This is a genomic window from Cellulomonas sp. PS-H5 (assembly GCF_019265565.1).
Lineage (GTDB): Bacteria > Actinomycetota > Actinomycetes > Actinomycetales > Cellulomonadaceae > Cellulomonas.
In genome coordinates this window covers 1-14,933 of sequence record NZ_JAHVCI010000074.1, presented here as the reverse complement: position 1 = coordinate 14,933, position 14,933 = coordinate 1, and the positions used below count along the sequence as shown (strand labels likewise).

The window sequence follows — 14,933 nt, the reverse complement described above, 5'->3', positions numbered from 1 at the left end:
TTCCCCGCGCGCGGCAGCGCCGGCCGCGCCGGCCGCACCCGCGCCCGCCCCGCCGCCCGGCCCCGCAGGACCGCCGGACCCGCTCACCGGCGCCGGCTCCGCGGCTCGAGCCCGAGGGCCGCCCACACGTCGGCGGCCGGCCCCCGCCAGCGCGGGATCGTCCACGCCACGGGGATCGTCGCCAGCGCGCGCGCCTTCTCCGCGGCGGGCACGTCCGAGGCGAGCACGCCCCGGGCGAGCTCGACGCTGACCTTCGTGTGCGGGAACGCGAACCGCACGGACGCGGACGGGGCGTGCCAGGCGACCTGCGCCTGCCCCTGCTGGGAGAACTGCTCGCTGTGCCGGCGCTGCAGGAACAGCTGCTCGGGCACCAGCTGGAACGGCCCCTGGCAGGCGAGCTCGGCCAGGATCACCAGGTCGTTCCCGACCGTCGGCCGGATGCCCCGGGTGCGGCGCAGCGCGTCGGTGCGGTGCAGGCCGTAGAACAGGTGCGCCGCCTGCGCCCGCAGGAAGTGGCCCATCCGCTCGTGCGGCGTCGGCTCGTCGCACGCGAGGTCGGCGTCGTTCAGGTCCTCGGTGACGATCCCGCCCGCGTCGATGATCTGCGTGCGCGGGTAGACCAGGACGGTCGCCGGGTCGGACTCGGCGAACACCTCCAGGCAGCGCCGGACGAACGCCGGGCGCCGGACGTCGTCGGCGGCGGCCCAGGTGAAGTACGGGGCGGTCGCCAGCGACAGCACGTGGTTGAAGTTGAACCGCCCGCCCCGGTTCTCGGGCAGCCGGACGTACCGGATGCGGTCGTCCTCGGCCGCCGCGGCGCGGCAGATCTCCTCGGTGGCGTCGGTCGAGGCGTTGTCCGAGATCACGATCTCGAGGTCGGCCTCGTCCTGCTCCCGCACCGAGTCGAGCGCGGCGGGCAGGTACTTCTCGCCGTTGTAGACGGGCATGCCCACGGTGGCCCTGGGGCTCATCGTCGTCGTCCCTCCTGGGAGCGGGTGGCGGTCGGGTCGGTCATGCGGCGGGTCCGTAGGCGGCGAGCCGCACCAGCGACACGGGCCAGGTCGGCTCGGGCTGCACGGGCTCCCACGCGGGCAGCAGCCCGCCGGACTGGCCGGAGTAGTTCACGTCGGGGACGGTGATCCCCCGGGTGGTGGTCGACGGCACCTGCACCCGGACCGCCGTGACGGTGCGGGGCTCGAAGGTCACCGACGTGGTGCGGGCCAGGAACAGCCCGTCCTGCCGGCCGACCTCCTGCCACGCGCCGTCCTCGTCCTGCACCTCGACGGTGTAGGCCCGGACCCCCGAGGTGCAGCACCGGATGCCGGCGCTCTCGACGACCACCCGGTCGACGGTGGCGGGCGCCACCAGGTCGACCTGCACCCACGGGCTGTCGTCCGGGCCGTCCTCGGTGCGGGTCCCGGCGCGCCACGGGTTCGCGCCCGCGCCGCCCTCGGCGACCAGGTCGGCGGGGTCGGTGCCGTCGGTGCTGGAGCTCGCCGTGACCGTGCCGCCGGACAGCAGGTCGGCGCCCGCGTCGGCGGCCGGGGCGACGGTGAGCGCGGCGTCCGCGGTGAGGAACACCGGCGACCCGGTGACCGGCAGGGGGGTCGGCTCGCCGGCGGCCAGGTCGACCGTCCGGGTGCCGCCGTACACGTCCGTCACGGTGACGGTGGTCGCGGCGTCCGCCGTCACCAGCGCGGTGGTCACCTCGTCCTGCGTCCAGACCGCGAGCAGCGGGTCGTCCCGGGTGGCCGCGGGGGCCGGGTTGCCCGCGGCCGAGGGCGCGCCGGTCGCCGGACCGAACGCCATGGCGTGCAGCGCCGGGTCGCCGGTGTCGAGCAGGTCGGGCGCGCCACGGCCGTCCAGGACCCCGGACACCGCGGCCATCGCCAGCGCGCCGGGCTTCACGAACGAGCCCAGCTGCACGAGCGACCAGGTGAAGCCGCCCTCGCCCCAGCCGCCCTCGCTGAAGAAGTACATCCACTCGTCCACGCCGAGCTCGCGCATCCACAGCAGGGAGCGGGCGACGTCGTAGGCCTGCGCCCAGTGGTTCGCCGGGCCGTCCGACCACCAGCCGGACTCGGTGTCCCAGACGGGGACGTCGGCGCCGCACGCCGCGAGCACCTCGCGCAGCGCGGTGATCTGCCCGATCGGGCCGTCGGCGCCCTCCTCGTCCCAGGACCGGTTGAACCCGGTGTAGGGGTGGATCCCGACGACGTCCATCGACGCGCAGCCGCCGGCGTCGACCACCTGCTGGTACCAGGGCACGACGACGTTCAGCGCGTTGCCGCCGACGACCCGGGCCTGCGGGTCGGCTCCGCGCACGGCGTCGGCGAACGGCGCGAGCACCTGCGTGGCGTAGGCGGCGCCGTCGCCGAAGCCGGTGTTGTTCGGCTCGTTCCACGGGGCCCAGAGGTGCAGGTCGGGCGCGCCGGCGTGCAACGCGTCCGCGATCACCCCGACCCAGGCGCCCCAGGTGCCGTCGGCGACGGCCTCGGCCTCCGCCTCCCCGCCCTGGCCGACCTGGACGTAGAGCTGCACGTCCGAGTCGGCGGCCACGGTCGCGGCGGCGTCGATCCCCGCGTACGGGTCGCCGTCCTCCGCGCCGGGCAGCGCCGCCAGGTCCAGCCCGGCCGCCGACGGCGTGGCCGACACGTCCGGCACCAGCCGGCCGAAGTCGAGCTGCACCCGGTGGCTGCCGAGCCCGAGCTGCGCCGCGAGCTGGACGCCGCGCAGCGGGCCGGGACCGCCCCAGTCGGCGCCCTCGGCCAGCGAGGCCGGGTCGTAGGTCGCGCCCTCCGCGCCGACGGCGTAGCGCAGGCAGGTGGCGGTGCGGACCGCGCCGGTCGCCTTCTCGACCAGGGTGGCGTGCACCTCGTACGGCCCGGGCCGCGCCGCGGGCAGGTCGAGCGGCACCTCGCCGCCGTCGGCCGGGATCGCCACGGTGCCGGACGTCTCCTCGACGGGCGGGTCCAGCCAGGGGTCGCCGGTCACCTCGTAGCGGAGCTCGTAGGCGTCGGCGAGCGCGCCCCACGACGGGGCGAACGCGGCGTGCACCGTGGGCGTCGTCCCGGGCCCGAAGTAGTCGTCCACCGCGTCCGTGCCCAGCCCCGCGCCGAAGCCGAGCAGGTCGAGCGAGGACGCGTGGTTCACGTCCCAGACGATCGGGGCGTCGAGCAGCAGGTCCAGGTCCGCGTCCTCGACGCGGGACAGCTGCAGGCCGCCGCCCTCCTCGCGGGGGGAGGCGAAGTAGACGGCGTCGCCGCCGCGCACGAACGGGGTCAGGTCGGCGAACCGGAAGGTCGAGCCCTGGCCCTCGCCGGACAGCGACTGGCGCCGCCACACGCCGTCGGGGCCGACCTCGAGCAGCCGCCAGGTCGGCCCGGCGACGAGCAGCCCGCCGTCCGCGGCCGTCGCGACGCCCGTCGGGTGGTCGAGGCCCGGCGCGCCGCCGTTCGACCCGCCGGACAGCGGCCCCTCGATCCGCAGCCCCGGGGTGCCGTCCGCGGCGTACCGCACGAGCGCGATCGACGACGACTGGTCGTCGGCGTCGCTCATCAGCACGAGCGAGCCGTCGTCCTGCGGGTAGAACCGGGGGTACGAGCCCCACTCGAGCTCCGGGCCGTCGCCGTCCACGGTGCCGTCGGCGCGCAGCAGCGCCAGCCGGTGCGAGTCGGCGAGCACGACGGTCGCGAGCGCGCCCGAGCGGCCCGCGGTCCAGCCGAGCACCGCCCGGACGTCGCCGCGGTCGAGCGCGGCGAGGTCCCAGGTGGTGCTCGGGTCGGCCGAGCCCGCGGCCCACAGCGCCACCGTCGTGCCGCCGGCCGAGCCGTCGGTCGCCAGGACGCCGCCGTCGGTCGTCAGGGCGAAGCTGCCGGGCGCGTCGTCGCCGCCGTCGACGACCACGGGCGTGCCGGCCTTCCCGGCGGACGTCCAGCGGCTGATCGTCGTGGTGCCGCCGTCGCGCTGCAGCGCGGCCACGTGGTCGCCGGTCGCCGCGAGCTGGAGCGGCACCGCGTCGCCCAGGTCGGCGAGGTCCTGCACGTCCGCGACCGGGGCGTCGGCGGCGAGCGCGGCGTACCGGTCGGGGTCGGCGACGCCGCACATCCGCGCCGCGGGGTCGCCCGCGGTCGGCGCGCTGGCCACGGCGCCGTCGCCGGTGCCGGGCTGCTGCGCGGCGAGCTGCCACAGCCCGATCCCGGCGGAGGCGCCGAGGACCGCGGTCAGGCCCAGGACCACACCGCGGCGGCCCCACCGGCGGCGGGGGGCCGGGGCGGGGGCGCCGGGGGGCGGGTCGACCGGCGGGACGGCGGGCGCGGCCACGTCAGATCACGTCCGCGAAGCCGCGTTCCATCTTCGAGAAGATCAGCGCGCCGCCGACGAACACCGCGACGCTCACCCCCGCCGTCGCGGCCATCTGCCACGTCGCGGGCTCCGCGAGGCCGAGCAGCGACCACCGGAAGCCCTCGAGGATCCACGTCAGGGGGTTGATGTCGAACAGCCAGCGGATGCCCTCGCCGACCTCGCTCAGCGAGTAGGCGAGCGGGCTGGCGTACAGCAGGGTCTGCAGCGCGAACGGCACCACGTAGGCGATGTCGCGGAACTTCACCATGAGCGCCGAGGCGGCCATGCCGAGCCCGGAGCCCAGCAGGATCACCGCCAGGATCCACAGCGGCAGCGTGAGCAGGGCCCAGGTGATAGCGATGTCGTACCAGATGATCAGCCCGACCATCAGCACGCCCGCCACCAGGAAGTCCACCAGCACCGACAGCACCGAGGACAGCGGGACGAGCAGCCGCGGGAAGAACACCTTCGACACCAGCGCCTGGTTGTTCACCAGGGACGGCGCGGCCCGGGACACGATCCCGTTGAACAGGGTCCACGCGAGCATGCCGGTGAACGAGAACACGAAGTACGGGACGCCGTCGCTGGACAGGTCGGCGATCTGCCCGAACACGATCGAGAAGATGCCCGCGCTCAGCAGCGGCTGCAGCACCACCCAGATCACGCCGAGCGCGGTCTGCCGGTAGCGCAGCTTGAGGTCGCGGATGCCGAACCGCGTGAAGACCTCGCGGGCCTCCCACATCTCGCGCCACGCCGGCAGCGGCAGGCGCCCGGGCGGGTTGATGACAGTCGTGCGCGTGGCCATCGCTCAGCGCCTCTCGTAGTCGAAGTCGGCGAGGACGAGGCCCGCGTCGAGCCCCTCGTCGGAGACCGCCTGCGGGTAGGGCAGCACCGGGTGGATCTCGAACCGGCCGGCGCCCTCGAACGAGTCGAGCACCCCGGAGGAGCACACGAACAGGTCGACGGTGTACTCGCCGGGCTTGAGCCAGGGCTCCTTGATGGTGAGCGCGATCTTCTGCTCCTGCGCCGGGTCGAGCCACAGGCCGCTGACCCGGGAGTCGCACTGCAGGATCGTCGTGCCGTGCCGGTCGTTGATGTGGCAGGACACGAAGTACTTGCCGATGTAGTCCGTGTTGGCGGACACCAGGAACTCGATGGTCTTCGGCTCGGTGGTCTTGTACAGCGGGCTGGAGACCGTCGCGGAGGTGATCCGGACCTCGCCGGTGCCGGGCCGGCGGTCGATGTCGGTCTGGCTGATCGCGACCCGGTCCCGACTGGTCTGGTAGAGCTCGATCGCGTCGTCGACCGTGCCGTGCATGACGAGCTTCCCGTGCTCCAGGAAGATCGCCGACGTGCACAGCGTCTTGACGGTCTGCACCTGGTGCGACACGTACAGCACGGTGCGGCCCTCCGAGGCGACCGTGCGCATCCGGTCGAGGCACTTGGCCTGGAACTCGGCGTCGCCGACCGCGAGCACCTCGTCGACCGCGAGGATCTCGGTGTCGAGGTGCGCGGCGACCGCGAACGCCAGCCGGACGTACATGCCGGAGGAGTACCGCTTCACCGGCGTGTCGAGGAACTTCTCGACGCCGGAGAACGCCACGATCTCGTCGAAGCGCTGCTTGATCTCGCTCTTGCGCATCCCGAGCAGCGTGCCGTTGAGGAACACGTTCTCGCGGCCGGTGAGCTCCGGGTGGAAGCCGGTGCCGACCTCCAGCAGCGAGCCGACCCGGCCCGCGAGCTCGATCCGGCCGCGCGTCGGCGCGGCGACGCGGGTGAGCAGCTTGAGCAGCGTCGACTTGCCGGCGCCGTTGCGGCCCAGGATGCCGACGGCCTCGCCGCGGGGGATCTCGAAGCTCACCTCGTCGAGGGCGCGGAACTCCTCGTACTGCGCGCGCTGCAGCGGGTGCCGCAGGCGCTGCAGCACCGCCTCGGCGGCCGTGGACGGGGCGTCGTCGGAGGTGGCGATCCGGTACGACTTCCCGACCCCGGCGGCCCGGATGGCGACATCGGTCATGACTGGTCTCCGTGCTGCTGGGGGGTCGTGTACAGGCGCTCGTACGCGTCGGCGACGGCGGTGAGCGAGAAGGCGCGGGACCGCTCGAGGCCCGCGGCGGACAGCGCCGCGCGGCGCGGGGCGTCGAGCAGCACGTCGGCCAGCGCGGTGCCCAGGTCGTCCAGCTCGGCGAGCACCGCGGCGCGGCCCTCGTCGGAGACGTACCGGGCGCCGACGTTCGGGGTGGCGACGACCGGCAGGCCGCTGGCCATCGCCTCGGCGTACGGGATGCCGAAGCCCTCGTAGGACGACGGCAGGCAGAACACCCAGGCGCGGCGGTAGGCGTCGGCCAGGTCCTCGTCGGACAGCCGGCCGAGCACCTTGACGCCGGGCCCGGGGTCGGCGGGGGCGTCCCGCGTGACCATCCACAGCTCGGCCTCCGGCACCCGCGGCAGCACGTCCCGGGCGAACGCCGCCGCCAGGTCCTTCCCGCGCTTGCGGCCGTGCCAGGTGCCGACGAACAGCACCACCGGGTGGTCGGCGCGGCCCGCCGCGTCGCCCGGGGTGAACCGCGCGGTGTCGACGCCGTTCGGGATGACGTCGTGCGAGCGCGGCACCCAGCGGCGGGTCTGCGGGGACACCACGACGACCCGGTCGGCGACGACGGACGCGAGCACCTCGGTCATGCCGAGCAGCAGCATCCGGAGCTTCTCCTTGGCGCCGCGGATGTGCTTGGCCTCCTCGAAGCAGGAGCCGTGCACCGTGCGGACGTGCAGCGGCGCGCGCCGGCGCCACAGCCAGTAGTCGTCGCCGTGCGCGTGCAGCACGTCGTAGCCCGTGAAGTCCTGCTTGCGCAGGTCGGTGGCGAACCGGAACGTGCGCAGCGAGCCCGACATGGCGACGTGCCGGTGCCCGTACGCCGCGCCGGGGACGGGCGGGCAGTCGCTGAACATGTCGACGTGGTGGCCGCGGCGCGCCAGCTCGGTGGCGAGCTCGTGGGCCTGGAAGCCGACGCCGATCTTGCTGCCCGACGGGAGGTAGTAGGACAGCATCGCGATGCGCAGCGGGACCGCGGTGGTGGCCTCACCCATGCGCGACGCCGTCCGACGGGGCCGGGGCGCCCAGCGCGTGCGGGGTCAGCACCCGCGCCGGCTCGGTGGCCAGGGTGCTCGTGCCCGTCAGCCCGTCGCGCAGCGCCGCGAGCCAGGCGTGCCCGTGCTCCAGGTCGGGCTCGAGGTAGTTCCCCTCGGCCCACTCGTTCCAGGACTTCACCCACAGCAGCCGCTCGGCGGGCCGGCGGTCCTGCAGCGTCGCGACGGCCTGGCGGACGTGCCGGCCGAACAGCTCGGGGGAGGAGCCGGTGACCGCGAGCCCGCGCGCGCCCGAGCGGGGGGTGTTGTCCCAGTTCGGGTAGATGCACGGCTGCAGGTTCTCGGAGATCCCCTGCGGGGCGGGCTGGAAGTCGGGCGCGTACGGGTACACCTCGGGGCGGCCCAGCTTGCGGCCGACCCGCATCCGCAGCACGTCGGCCCGGGTCTGCCGGGCGGGGATCCGCATGTAGACGCCGGCGTCGAAGCCGGCCGCGTCCACGTCGGTGTACTTCGGGCCGCGGCCGAGCAGGTCGGACACCTCGGCCACCAGGTACAGGCCGGGCAGGCCGGCCGCGCGGGCCATCGCCTGCCAGCGGTCGACGAACGCGGCGGCGTCCGGCAGGTCCTCCGGCCGGAACACGTAGAACACGGGGCGGTCGTCCACGCGCAGGTAGCGCTCGTCGCGGAACGCGGGGAGCAGCGAGTCGAAGTGCGCCTGCTCGTCCTCGGGCCCCGGGTACGTCTGCTCCATGAGGATGCGGTCGCTGGCGCCGTGCCAGATGCCGCTCCAGGTCTGGTTGGCCCAGGCGAGGCAGAACTTCACCGACGGGGCGCCGGACGCGAGCACCTCGGTGAACGGGCGCTCGAGGATCCGCCGGCCGCCGCCGAACCAGTAGTGCCAGTAGATGAACGCCTCGACGCCGTACTGCTGGGCGAGGTCGCTCTGCGCCTCGCGGGCCTCGGGCATCCGCAGGTCGTAGAAGCCCAGGTCCGCCGGGAGGTGCGGCTGGTTGTGGCCCCGGAACAGCGGGCGGGCCTTCGCGGCGTTGCGCCACTCGGTGAAGCCGGGGCCCCACCACGCGTCGTTCTCCGGCACCGGGTGGTACTGGGGCAGGTAGAACGTGACGGCGCGGGCGCGCAGGTCCGTGCTGCTGTCGGTGGACGCCACGGTCCCCCCTCTCCTGATGGTCCTGGGTGGCCGGGGGGACGGGTCGTCGTCCCCAGGCCCGTTCCTGCTGGCATGAAGCCTATGAGTAGATTTGTCCGGTTTGTCCGCCGACCCCGGGTGAAGCCGCTGGCATCCGGGTGATCCGCCGCCGGCGCCGCGGGCGCGCTCAGCCTCCGCCTTCCGGCCCCGCCCACTCCGATCGGGGGAGGCCGCGCCGGAGGGCGCAGGTCGCGCGCGTCCCCACCCCTTTCTCGCGCCACCGCCCGATCCCGAGGGGGGCAGCGCGAGAAAGGGGTGGCGATGCGCGCAGGGTCGCCGGGCCCAGGCCCGTGCGCGCCCGGGTCAGGCCAGGGCGGCCTGGGCCTCGCGCAGGCGGTCGACCAGGCGGCCCTCCGGGAGCCGGACGTCGTCGTACGTGAGCGTCGCGTCCTTCGGGACGTCCCGGACGAGGACGCAGCCTTCCGCGACGCCGACCGGCAGCAGGCGCTCCGACCGCGTCACGTCGGCGCGCTCGGCCTGGCCGTAGTAGTGGTACCCGCCGAGCGCGTCCAGCACGGTGCCGGCCGCGAGGTCGGTCTTGGCCGTGGTCACGACCTCCACCGACGGCGCCCCGAGCGGGCGGATCGTCGCGTCGCCGAGCAGCGCGGCCCGGGCGATCGTCGTCGGCACCTCGAAGTGGCACAGGTGGTACGGCTGGTAGAACGAGTAGAGCGGCCCGGTGCCCAGCTTGTAGAGCTCCAGGTAGTGCCGCTGCTTCGGGTCGTCGTGCGTCGCGAGGATGTACACGCCCGGCCCGGGGCGCGCCCCGACCACGTAGTCCACGGCCCCGCCCAGCGCGCGGAGCTCGTCCACGTCGTACCGGGTCGTCAGCTCGTCGACGTGCCCGTCGTGGTCCATGCCGAGCATCCCGCGCCGGTGCACCGACATGCCGGTGGCGTTGGCGACCAGCGCCTGCTCGACGGAGACCTTGGTGCCGTCCGCGAACGACGTGACCATGTGCGGGTCCTGGCCCCACCGCTCGGCGAACGCCTTCTGCGTCGTCGGGGTGCGGTACTCGTCCTGCAGGCCCTTGATGTTGCCCGCCACCAGCGGCGTCAGGCCGAGCCCGGTGACGAACCGGTGCAGGTTCATCTGCACGCCGGGCTGGTCGCCGTCGCAGCCGGTGTAGACGACGCCGGCCTTGTCGGCCAGGCGGGCGAGCTCGCCGCCGACCGTGGCGTCGACCTCGGCGTTCATCAGCACCAGGTGCTTGCCGTGCTCGAAGCAGGCGAGCGCGACGTGCGCGCCGAACTCCACGGCGCCGGTCACGTCCACCACCACGTCGACCGCGTCGGACGCGACCGCCACGCGGTAGTCGGCGGTCACGGCCGGGGTGCCGGACGAGGCGGCGCGCGCCAGGGCGGCGGGGGAGTCCACCTCGACGACGCCCGCGAGCCCCGCCTCGGTGTACGCCCGGACGCCCTGCTCCGGGTGCCGCGCCGCGATCGCGACGACGTCCATCCCGGGCACGGAGTTGACGATCTGGTTCACCAGGCCGCGGCCCATGAACCCGGCGCCGACCAGGGCCACCCGGATCGGGCGGCCGTCGGCCTGGCGCGCCTTCAGCAGCGAGTCGACGACGATCACGGCGCCACCTCGGCGGCGTCGGACGAGACCAGCGGCCACGCGGCGTCCTTGTCCGAGATCACCGTGACCGGCACCGGCCACTCGATGCCGAACGCGGCGTCGTCGTACCGGAAGCCCTGCTCGCCCTCGGGCGCATAGGGCCCGCTGACCTGGTAGATCACCTCGGCGCCGTCGGTCAGCGTCTGGTAGCCGTGCGCCACGTACGGCGGGATGAACAGCGCCCGCCGGTTCGCGGCCGAGAGCTCGACCAGCACGTGCTCGCCGTAGGTCGGGGAGTCCGGGCGGACGTCCACGGCCACGTCGACGATCGCGCCGGCGGTGCAGCGGACCAGCTTGCCCTCGGCGTACGGCGGCACCTGGCGGTGCAGGCCGCGCAGCGTCCCCGCCACGTGGTTGTACGAGAGGTTGCACTGGGCGACCGTCGTGTCCAGGCCGTGCGCCTCGAACTCGGTGGTGTCGAACGTCCGGGCGAAGAACCCGCGGTCGTCGCCGCGCTCCTCCAGGTCGACGATCATCACGCCGTCGACGGCGGTCGGGGTGTACTTCACGGGTTCACCGTCCAGAAGAGCTGCGGGTCCACCTGGCCGGTCTTGAGCAGGTGCTCGATCTGCGCCAGGCGGGTGTGGCCGCGCCCGGTGAACGTGTCGGCGTCGAGCTGGATCTGCTCGAACACCCGGTGCAGCTGCGCGGCGCCGGCGGCGGCGTCCCAGTCGGTCTCGAAGCCGGGGAGCACCTCGCGGATCTTGGCGAACGACACCCGGTACGACCGGTTGTCCGCGCTCGGCTCGCCGAACGACACCTCGCAGCCGGGGAACTCGGCCCCGACGGTCTCGGCGATCTCGCGCACGGTGTAGTTGTTCGCGTCCGCGCCGACGTTCAGCACCTGGGCGTGCACGTCCTCGCGCGGGGCGTCGAGCACCGCCCGGATCGCCTTGGCGATGTCGAGCCCGTGCACGAGCGGGCGCCACGGCGTGCCGTCGGACGTCATCGCGATCCGGTGCGTCGTCCAGGCCAGGCCGGCCAGGTTGTTCAGCACGATGTCGAACCGCTGCCGCGGCGAGGCGCCGAACGCCGTCGCGTTGCGCAGGAACGTCGGCGAGAAGTCGTCGTCGGCCAGCGCGGTGACGTCCCGCTCGACCAGGGCCTTGCACCGGGCGTAGGCGGTCTGCGGGTCGGTGGGGCTGGTCTCGTCGACCGTGCCGTCCGCGACGCCGTAGACCGAGCAGGACGACATGTAGACGAACCGGCTCACGCCCGCGCGCTTCGCGGCCGAGGCGAGCGCGACCGAGCCGTGGTGGTTGATGTCGTACGTGACGTCGCCGATCCGGTCCCCGATGGGGTCGTTCGACAGCTCGGCCATGTGCACGACGGCGTCGTAGCCGACCAGGTCGTCCGGGGTGACGTGCCGGATGTCCTTGACCAGCGTGTGCGGGGTCTCGTGGACGCCGTTGTAGAGCCAGCCGTTCTTGTAGTAGCCGGTGTCGAGGCCGGTGACCTCGTCGCCGCGGCCCAGCAGCGTCGGTGCGAGCAGGCTGCCGAGGTAGCCCTCGGTGCCGGTGACCAGGATGCGCACGCGCTCAGTCCTCCCAGATCTTCCAGGGGGCGCGACCTGCGTCCCACAGTCCGTTCAGCTCCGTCCAGTCACGGAACGTGTCCATGCCCATCCAGAAGCCCTCGTGCTCGTACACGGAGAGCTGGCGGTCCCGGGCGAGCTGCTGCAGCGGCGCGCTCTCGAGCATCACCGCCGGGTCGTCGTCGAGGTACTTGTCGACGAACTCGCGCTCGAACAGGAAGAACCCGCCGTTGACCCAGCCGTCTGCCAGGGTCGGCTTCTCGTTGAACTCGACGACGGTGTCGCCCTCGACCCGCATCTCGCCGTAGCGGCTGGACGGGTGCACGCCGGTGAGCGTCCCGAGCAGCCCCTGCTCGACGTGGTGCCGCAGGGCGCCGGTGATGTCGACGTCGCCGATGCCGTCGCCGTAGGTGAGGGCGAACCGGTCGGCGTCGAGGTGCTGGGCGACGCGGCGGATGCGCGCGGCGGTCGCCGTGGTCAGCCCGGTCTCGACGAACGTGATCTCCCAGTCCTCCTTGGCGGCGGTGCCGTGGAAGACGGGCTCCGACTCCGCGCCGTCCGCGCCGAGGTGCAGCGTGAAGTCCGACGTCAGGTGCCGGTAGTCCAGGAAGTACTGCTTGATCAGGTCGCTCTTGTACCCGAGCGCCAGCACGAACCGGCGGAAGCCGTGCTCGCTGTACGTCTTCATGATGTGCCAGAGGATCGGCCGGCCGCCGATGTCGACCAGCGGCTTGGGCAGCTTCTCGCTGGCCTCGCGGAGGCGCGTCCCCATGCCGCCGCACAGGATCACCACCGGGATGTCGGCGGGCGACAGGTCGCCTGCGGTCATGGCTCCTCCTCGGACGGGGGGTGTGGGATGGTGCCGCGAACGCCGCGCGGCAGCCCCGAGGCTAGTCCGGGCATTTCGGGCCAGACAGGTACTAACGGGTGAAAATCGGACATATCACCCCAAGGGGGCCGCGGGCGGGTGGCGGGCGTCCCCCGGGTGGCCCAGGCAGCCCTGTGCGCGGCCGACGGCGGCGGTCGTCGTCGGTGCGCGGGCGCTCGCGGAGGGCTCGTCGGCGGCGCTCCGGGCGAAACCTGTCGAGCGTTCGGGTGAAAACCCCCAAAACGGACAAACCGGGCTGGTTGCCGCGGGCACACTGACGTCCGGCGGGCCGAAGCGACGTCCCGCGCGGCTGGATGCGAGGGGGAGGTCGATGGTCGTCGAGAAGCCGGCGCTGCACGGCACCCGCCCCGCGCCGCGGGCCCCGGGGGAGACCCTGGTGCTCCGGCGCGACCTGGGCGAGTTCGGGGCACCCGCGCCACGTCCGCTGCCCGACCGGGCGGCGCTGCGCCTCGCGCGCCCGCTGCTCCGGGGGCTCGCACCCACCGCCTGCGTGCGCACCGCGGACGCGGTCGCCGCCCTGACCTACGACGACGGCCCGCACCCCGACCACACGCCGGGCCTGCTGGACCTGCTCGCCGACCGGAGCCTGCACGCGACGTTCTTCGTCCTGGCCGACGCCGCCGAGGCGCACCCTGACCTGGTGCGGCGCCTGGTCGCCGAGGGCCACGAGCTCGCGCTGCACGGCCCCGACCACGGGCGGCTCAACCGGCTGCAGGACGCCGAGGCGATCCGCGTGGTCGCCGACGCCCGGCGCCGCGTGGAGGCGGTCGCCGGCGTGCCCGTCACGCTGTTCCGCCCGCCCTACGGCGCGCACCGGCCCCGGTCGCTGCGCGGCTGGACCCGGTCGGGGCTCGACGTCGTCATCTGGTCCGGGTGGGCCGAGGACTGGGTCGACGCCCCGGTCGCCGACGTCGCGTCCCGCGCCCGCGCGGCGCTGCACCCCGGCGGGATCCTGCTGCTGCACGACACCCGGGCCGACCCCGAGACGCTCGCCCCCGGCGAGTCCCTGCCGACCTTCGACAGGGCCGCGGTCACCGCGGCGCTGGTCGACCCGCTGCTCGCGGAGGGCTGGTCCTTCGACACCGTCGGCGGGCTGCTCGGCCGGTACCCGCGGGTCCGGTCCGTGTTCCGGGAGCTGATGTCGTGAGCGGGCTCCGGGACGGCGTCGCGCGACCCGCCGGCGTCGAGCTCACCGTGGTCATCGCCGCCTTCGACGCCGAGGCCACCCTCGGCGCGCAGCTCGACGCGCTCGCGGCGCAGTGCGTGCCGTTCGACTGGGAGCTCGTCGTCGCGGACAACGGCTCCACCGACGGGACCGTGGACCTCGCCCGCTCCTACGCGGACCGGCTGCCGGTCCGGGTGGTCGACGCCTCCGCCACCCGCGGGGCCGGCGCGGCCCGCAACGTGGGCGTCTCGGTGGCGCGCGCGCCGCTGGTCGCGTTCTGCGACGCGGACGACGTCGTGGGCGACGGCTGGCTCGTGGCGATGCGGACCGCGCTGCGCACGCACGCGTTCGTCGCGGGGCGGTTCGACGGCGAGCGGCTGAACGGGCCGCGGGTGCTGCGGTCCCGGACGATCCCGCAGACGGCGGGCCTCCAGGAGTCCACGCTGCTGCCGGGGCTGCACGCCGCGGGGGCGGGGAACATGGGGATCCGCGCGGACGTGTTCCGGGCGGTCGGGGGGTTCGACCCGGGCTGCCTGTTCCTCGAGGACACGGACCTGTGCTGGCGGGTGCAGCTCGCCGGGGTGCCGCTGACCTGGGTGCCGGAGGCCGTGCTGCACGTGCGGCTGCGCGGGACGCTGCGGTCGACGCTGCAGCAGGGGTACCACTACGGCTCGGGCGAGCACTGGCTGGCCCTGCGGTACCGGGAGCAGGAGGAGCGGCTGCGGGCGCTCGCGGCCCCCGCGCAGGCGGCCGGGGTGACCGGGGCGGGTGGCCCGGGGGCGCCCTCCGGGTCCGCCGCGACGGCCGCGCACCCGGACGGCCACGTCGGCGTGCGGCGGGCGCTGCACCGCGTGCGCCTCGTCGCGGGCGACCTCGCCCGCGTCCGCTCGGCCGCCGAGTTCCGGTCCTGGTGCTGGGACCTCGGCTTCGGCCTGGGCTTCGCGTTCGCGCGCCTCGACACCCCGCGCCCGGTGGCCGTGCCCCGGGTCGCACCCGGCGGCGCTGCCGCGCTGCCCCCGGCGGACCGCACGGTCCCCGCCTGATCCGCGGCGCCGGGCCCGCGCCCCCCTCGCGGCCCGGC

General features: G+C 74.5%; 12 protein-coding genes. 2 read left to right on the top strand and 10 right to left on the bottom strand.

Translation table 11 applies throughout. The features are described 5' to 3' along the window. Positions 1-83: 83 nt before the first annotated feature. The 10 genes from J5O08_RS18805 to J5O08_RS18760 form a co-directional block, all read right to left on the bottom strand. Positions 84-971 carry a glycosyltransferase family 2 protein gene (locus J5O08_RS18805; RefSeq protein WP_218708439.1) on the bottom strand — a complete coding sequence of 296 codons (888 nt, stop codon included), beginning with the start codon at positions 969-971 and terminating at the stop codon, positions 84-86. Positions 972-1,011: 40 nt separating this feature from the next. Next, positions 1,012-4,323 (bottom strand): discoidin domain-containing protein, encoded by a 3,312-nt coding sequence (locus J5O08_RS21795; RefSeq protein WP_218708438.1) that lies wholly within the window; start codon positions 4,321-4,323, stop codon positions 1,012-1,014. Position 4,324: 1 nt separating this feature from the next. Beyond that, positions 4,325-5,149: an ABC transporter permease gene (locus tag J5O08_RS18795; protein ID WP_218708437.1), complete on the bottom strand. Its 825-nt coding sequence runs from the start codon at positions 5,147-5,149 to the stop codon at positions 4,325-4,327. A 3-nt stretch (positions 5,150-5,152) separates the two neighbouring features. Continuing rightward, positions 5,153-6,361, bottom strand: a complete 1,209-nt coding sequence (locus J5O08_RS18790; protein ID WP_218708436.1) for an ABC transporter ATP-binding protein — start codon at positions 6,359-6,361, stop codon at positions 5,153-5,155. Further along, positions 6,358-7,431: a glycosyltransferase family 4 protein gene (locus J5O08_RS18785; RefSeq protein WP_218708434.1), complete on the bottom strand. Its 1,074-nt coding sequence runs from the start codon at positions 7,429-7,431 to the stop codon at positions 6,358-6,360. The genes J5O08_RS18790 and J5O08_RS18785 overlap by 4 nt, the downstream gene beginning before the upstream one ends. Then, the gene (locus J5O08_RS18780) at positions 7,424-8,599 is read right to left on the bottom strand and encodes a glycoside hydrolase family 99-like domain-containing protein (RefSeq protein WP_218708432.1); all 1,176 of its coding nucleotides are present in this window, start codon (positions 8,597-8,599) and stop codon (positions 7,424-7,426) included. Before J5O08_RS18780 ends, J5O08_RS18785 begins: the two co-directional genes overlap by 8 nt. A gap of 342 nt (positions 8,600-8,941) precedes the next feature. Beyond that, the gene (locus J5O08_RS18775) at positions 8,942-10,225 is read right to left on the bottom strand and encodes an NAD(P)H-dependent oxidoreductase (RefSeq protein ID WP_218708430.1); all 1,284 of its coding nucleotides are present in this window, start codon (positions 10,223-10,225) and stop codon (positions 8,942-8,944) included. Next, positions 10,222-10,773 carry a dTDP-4-dehydrorhamnose 3,5-epimerase gene (gene rfbC / locus J5O08_RS18770; RefSeq protein ID WP_217616827.1) on the bottom strand — a complete coding sequence of 184 codons (552 nt, stop codon included), beginning with the start codon at positions 10,771-10,773 and terminating at the stop codon, positions 10,222-10,224. Before rfbC ends, J5O08_RS18775 begins: the two co-directional genes overlap by 4 nt. After that, positions 10,770-11,798 carry an NAD(P)-dependent oxidoreductase gene (locus J5O08_RS18765; RefSeq protein WP_218708428.1) on the bottom strand — a complete coding sequence of 343 codons (1,029 nt, stop codon included), beginning with the start codon at positions 11,796-11,798 and terminating at the stop codon, positions 10,770-10,772. The genes rfbC and J5O08_RS18765 overlap by 4 nt, the downstream gene beginning before the upstream one ends. 4 nt (positions 11,799-11,802) lie before the next feature. Beyond that, a complete protein-coding gene (locus J5O08_RS18760) occupies positions 11,803-12,627 on the bottom strand; it encodes a glucose-1-phosphate cytidylyltransferase (protein ID WP_217616825.1) in 825 nt (274 codons plus the stop codon). A gap of 370 nt (positions 12,628-12,997) precedes the next feature. On the opposite strand from J5O08_RS18760, the gene J5O08_RS18755 reads away from it, so the two are divergent. Both J5O08_RS18755 and J5O08_RS18750 read left to right on the top strand, forming a co-directional pair. Continuing rightward, positions 12,998-13,834, top strand: a complete 837-nt coding sequence (locus tag J5O08_RS18755; RefSeq protein ID WP_218708426.1) for a polysaccharide deacetylase family protein — start codon at positions 12,998-13,000, stop codon at positions 13,832-13,834. Then, complete coding sequence (locus J5O08_RS18750) at positions 13,831-14,895, top strand: glycosyltransferase family 2 protein (protein WP_218708424.1); 1,065 nt, start codon at positions 13,831-13,833, stop codon at positions 14,893-14,895. The genes J5O08_RS18755 and J5O08_RS18750 overlap by 4 nt, the downstream gene beginning before the upstream one ends. Positions 14,896-14,933: the final 38 nt, after the last annotated feature.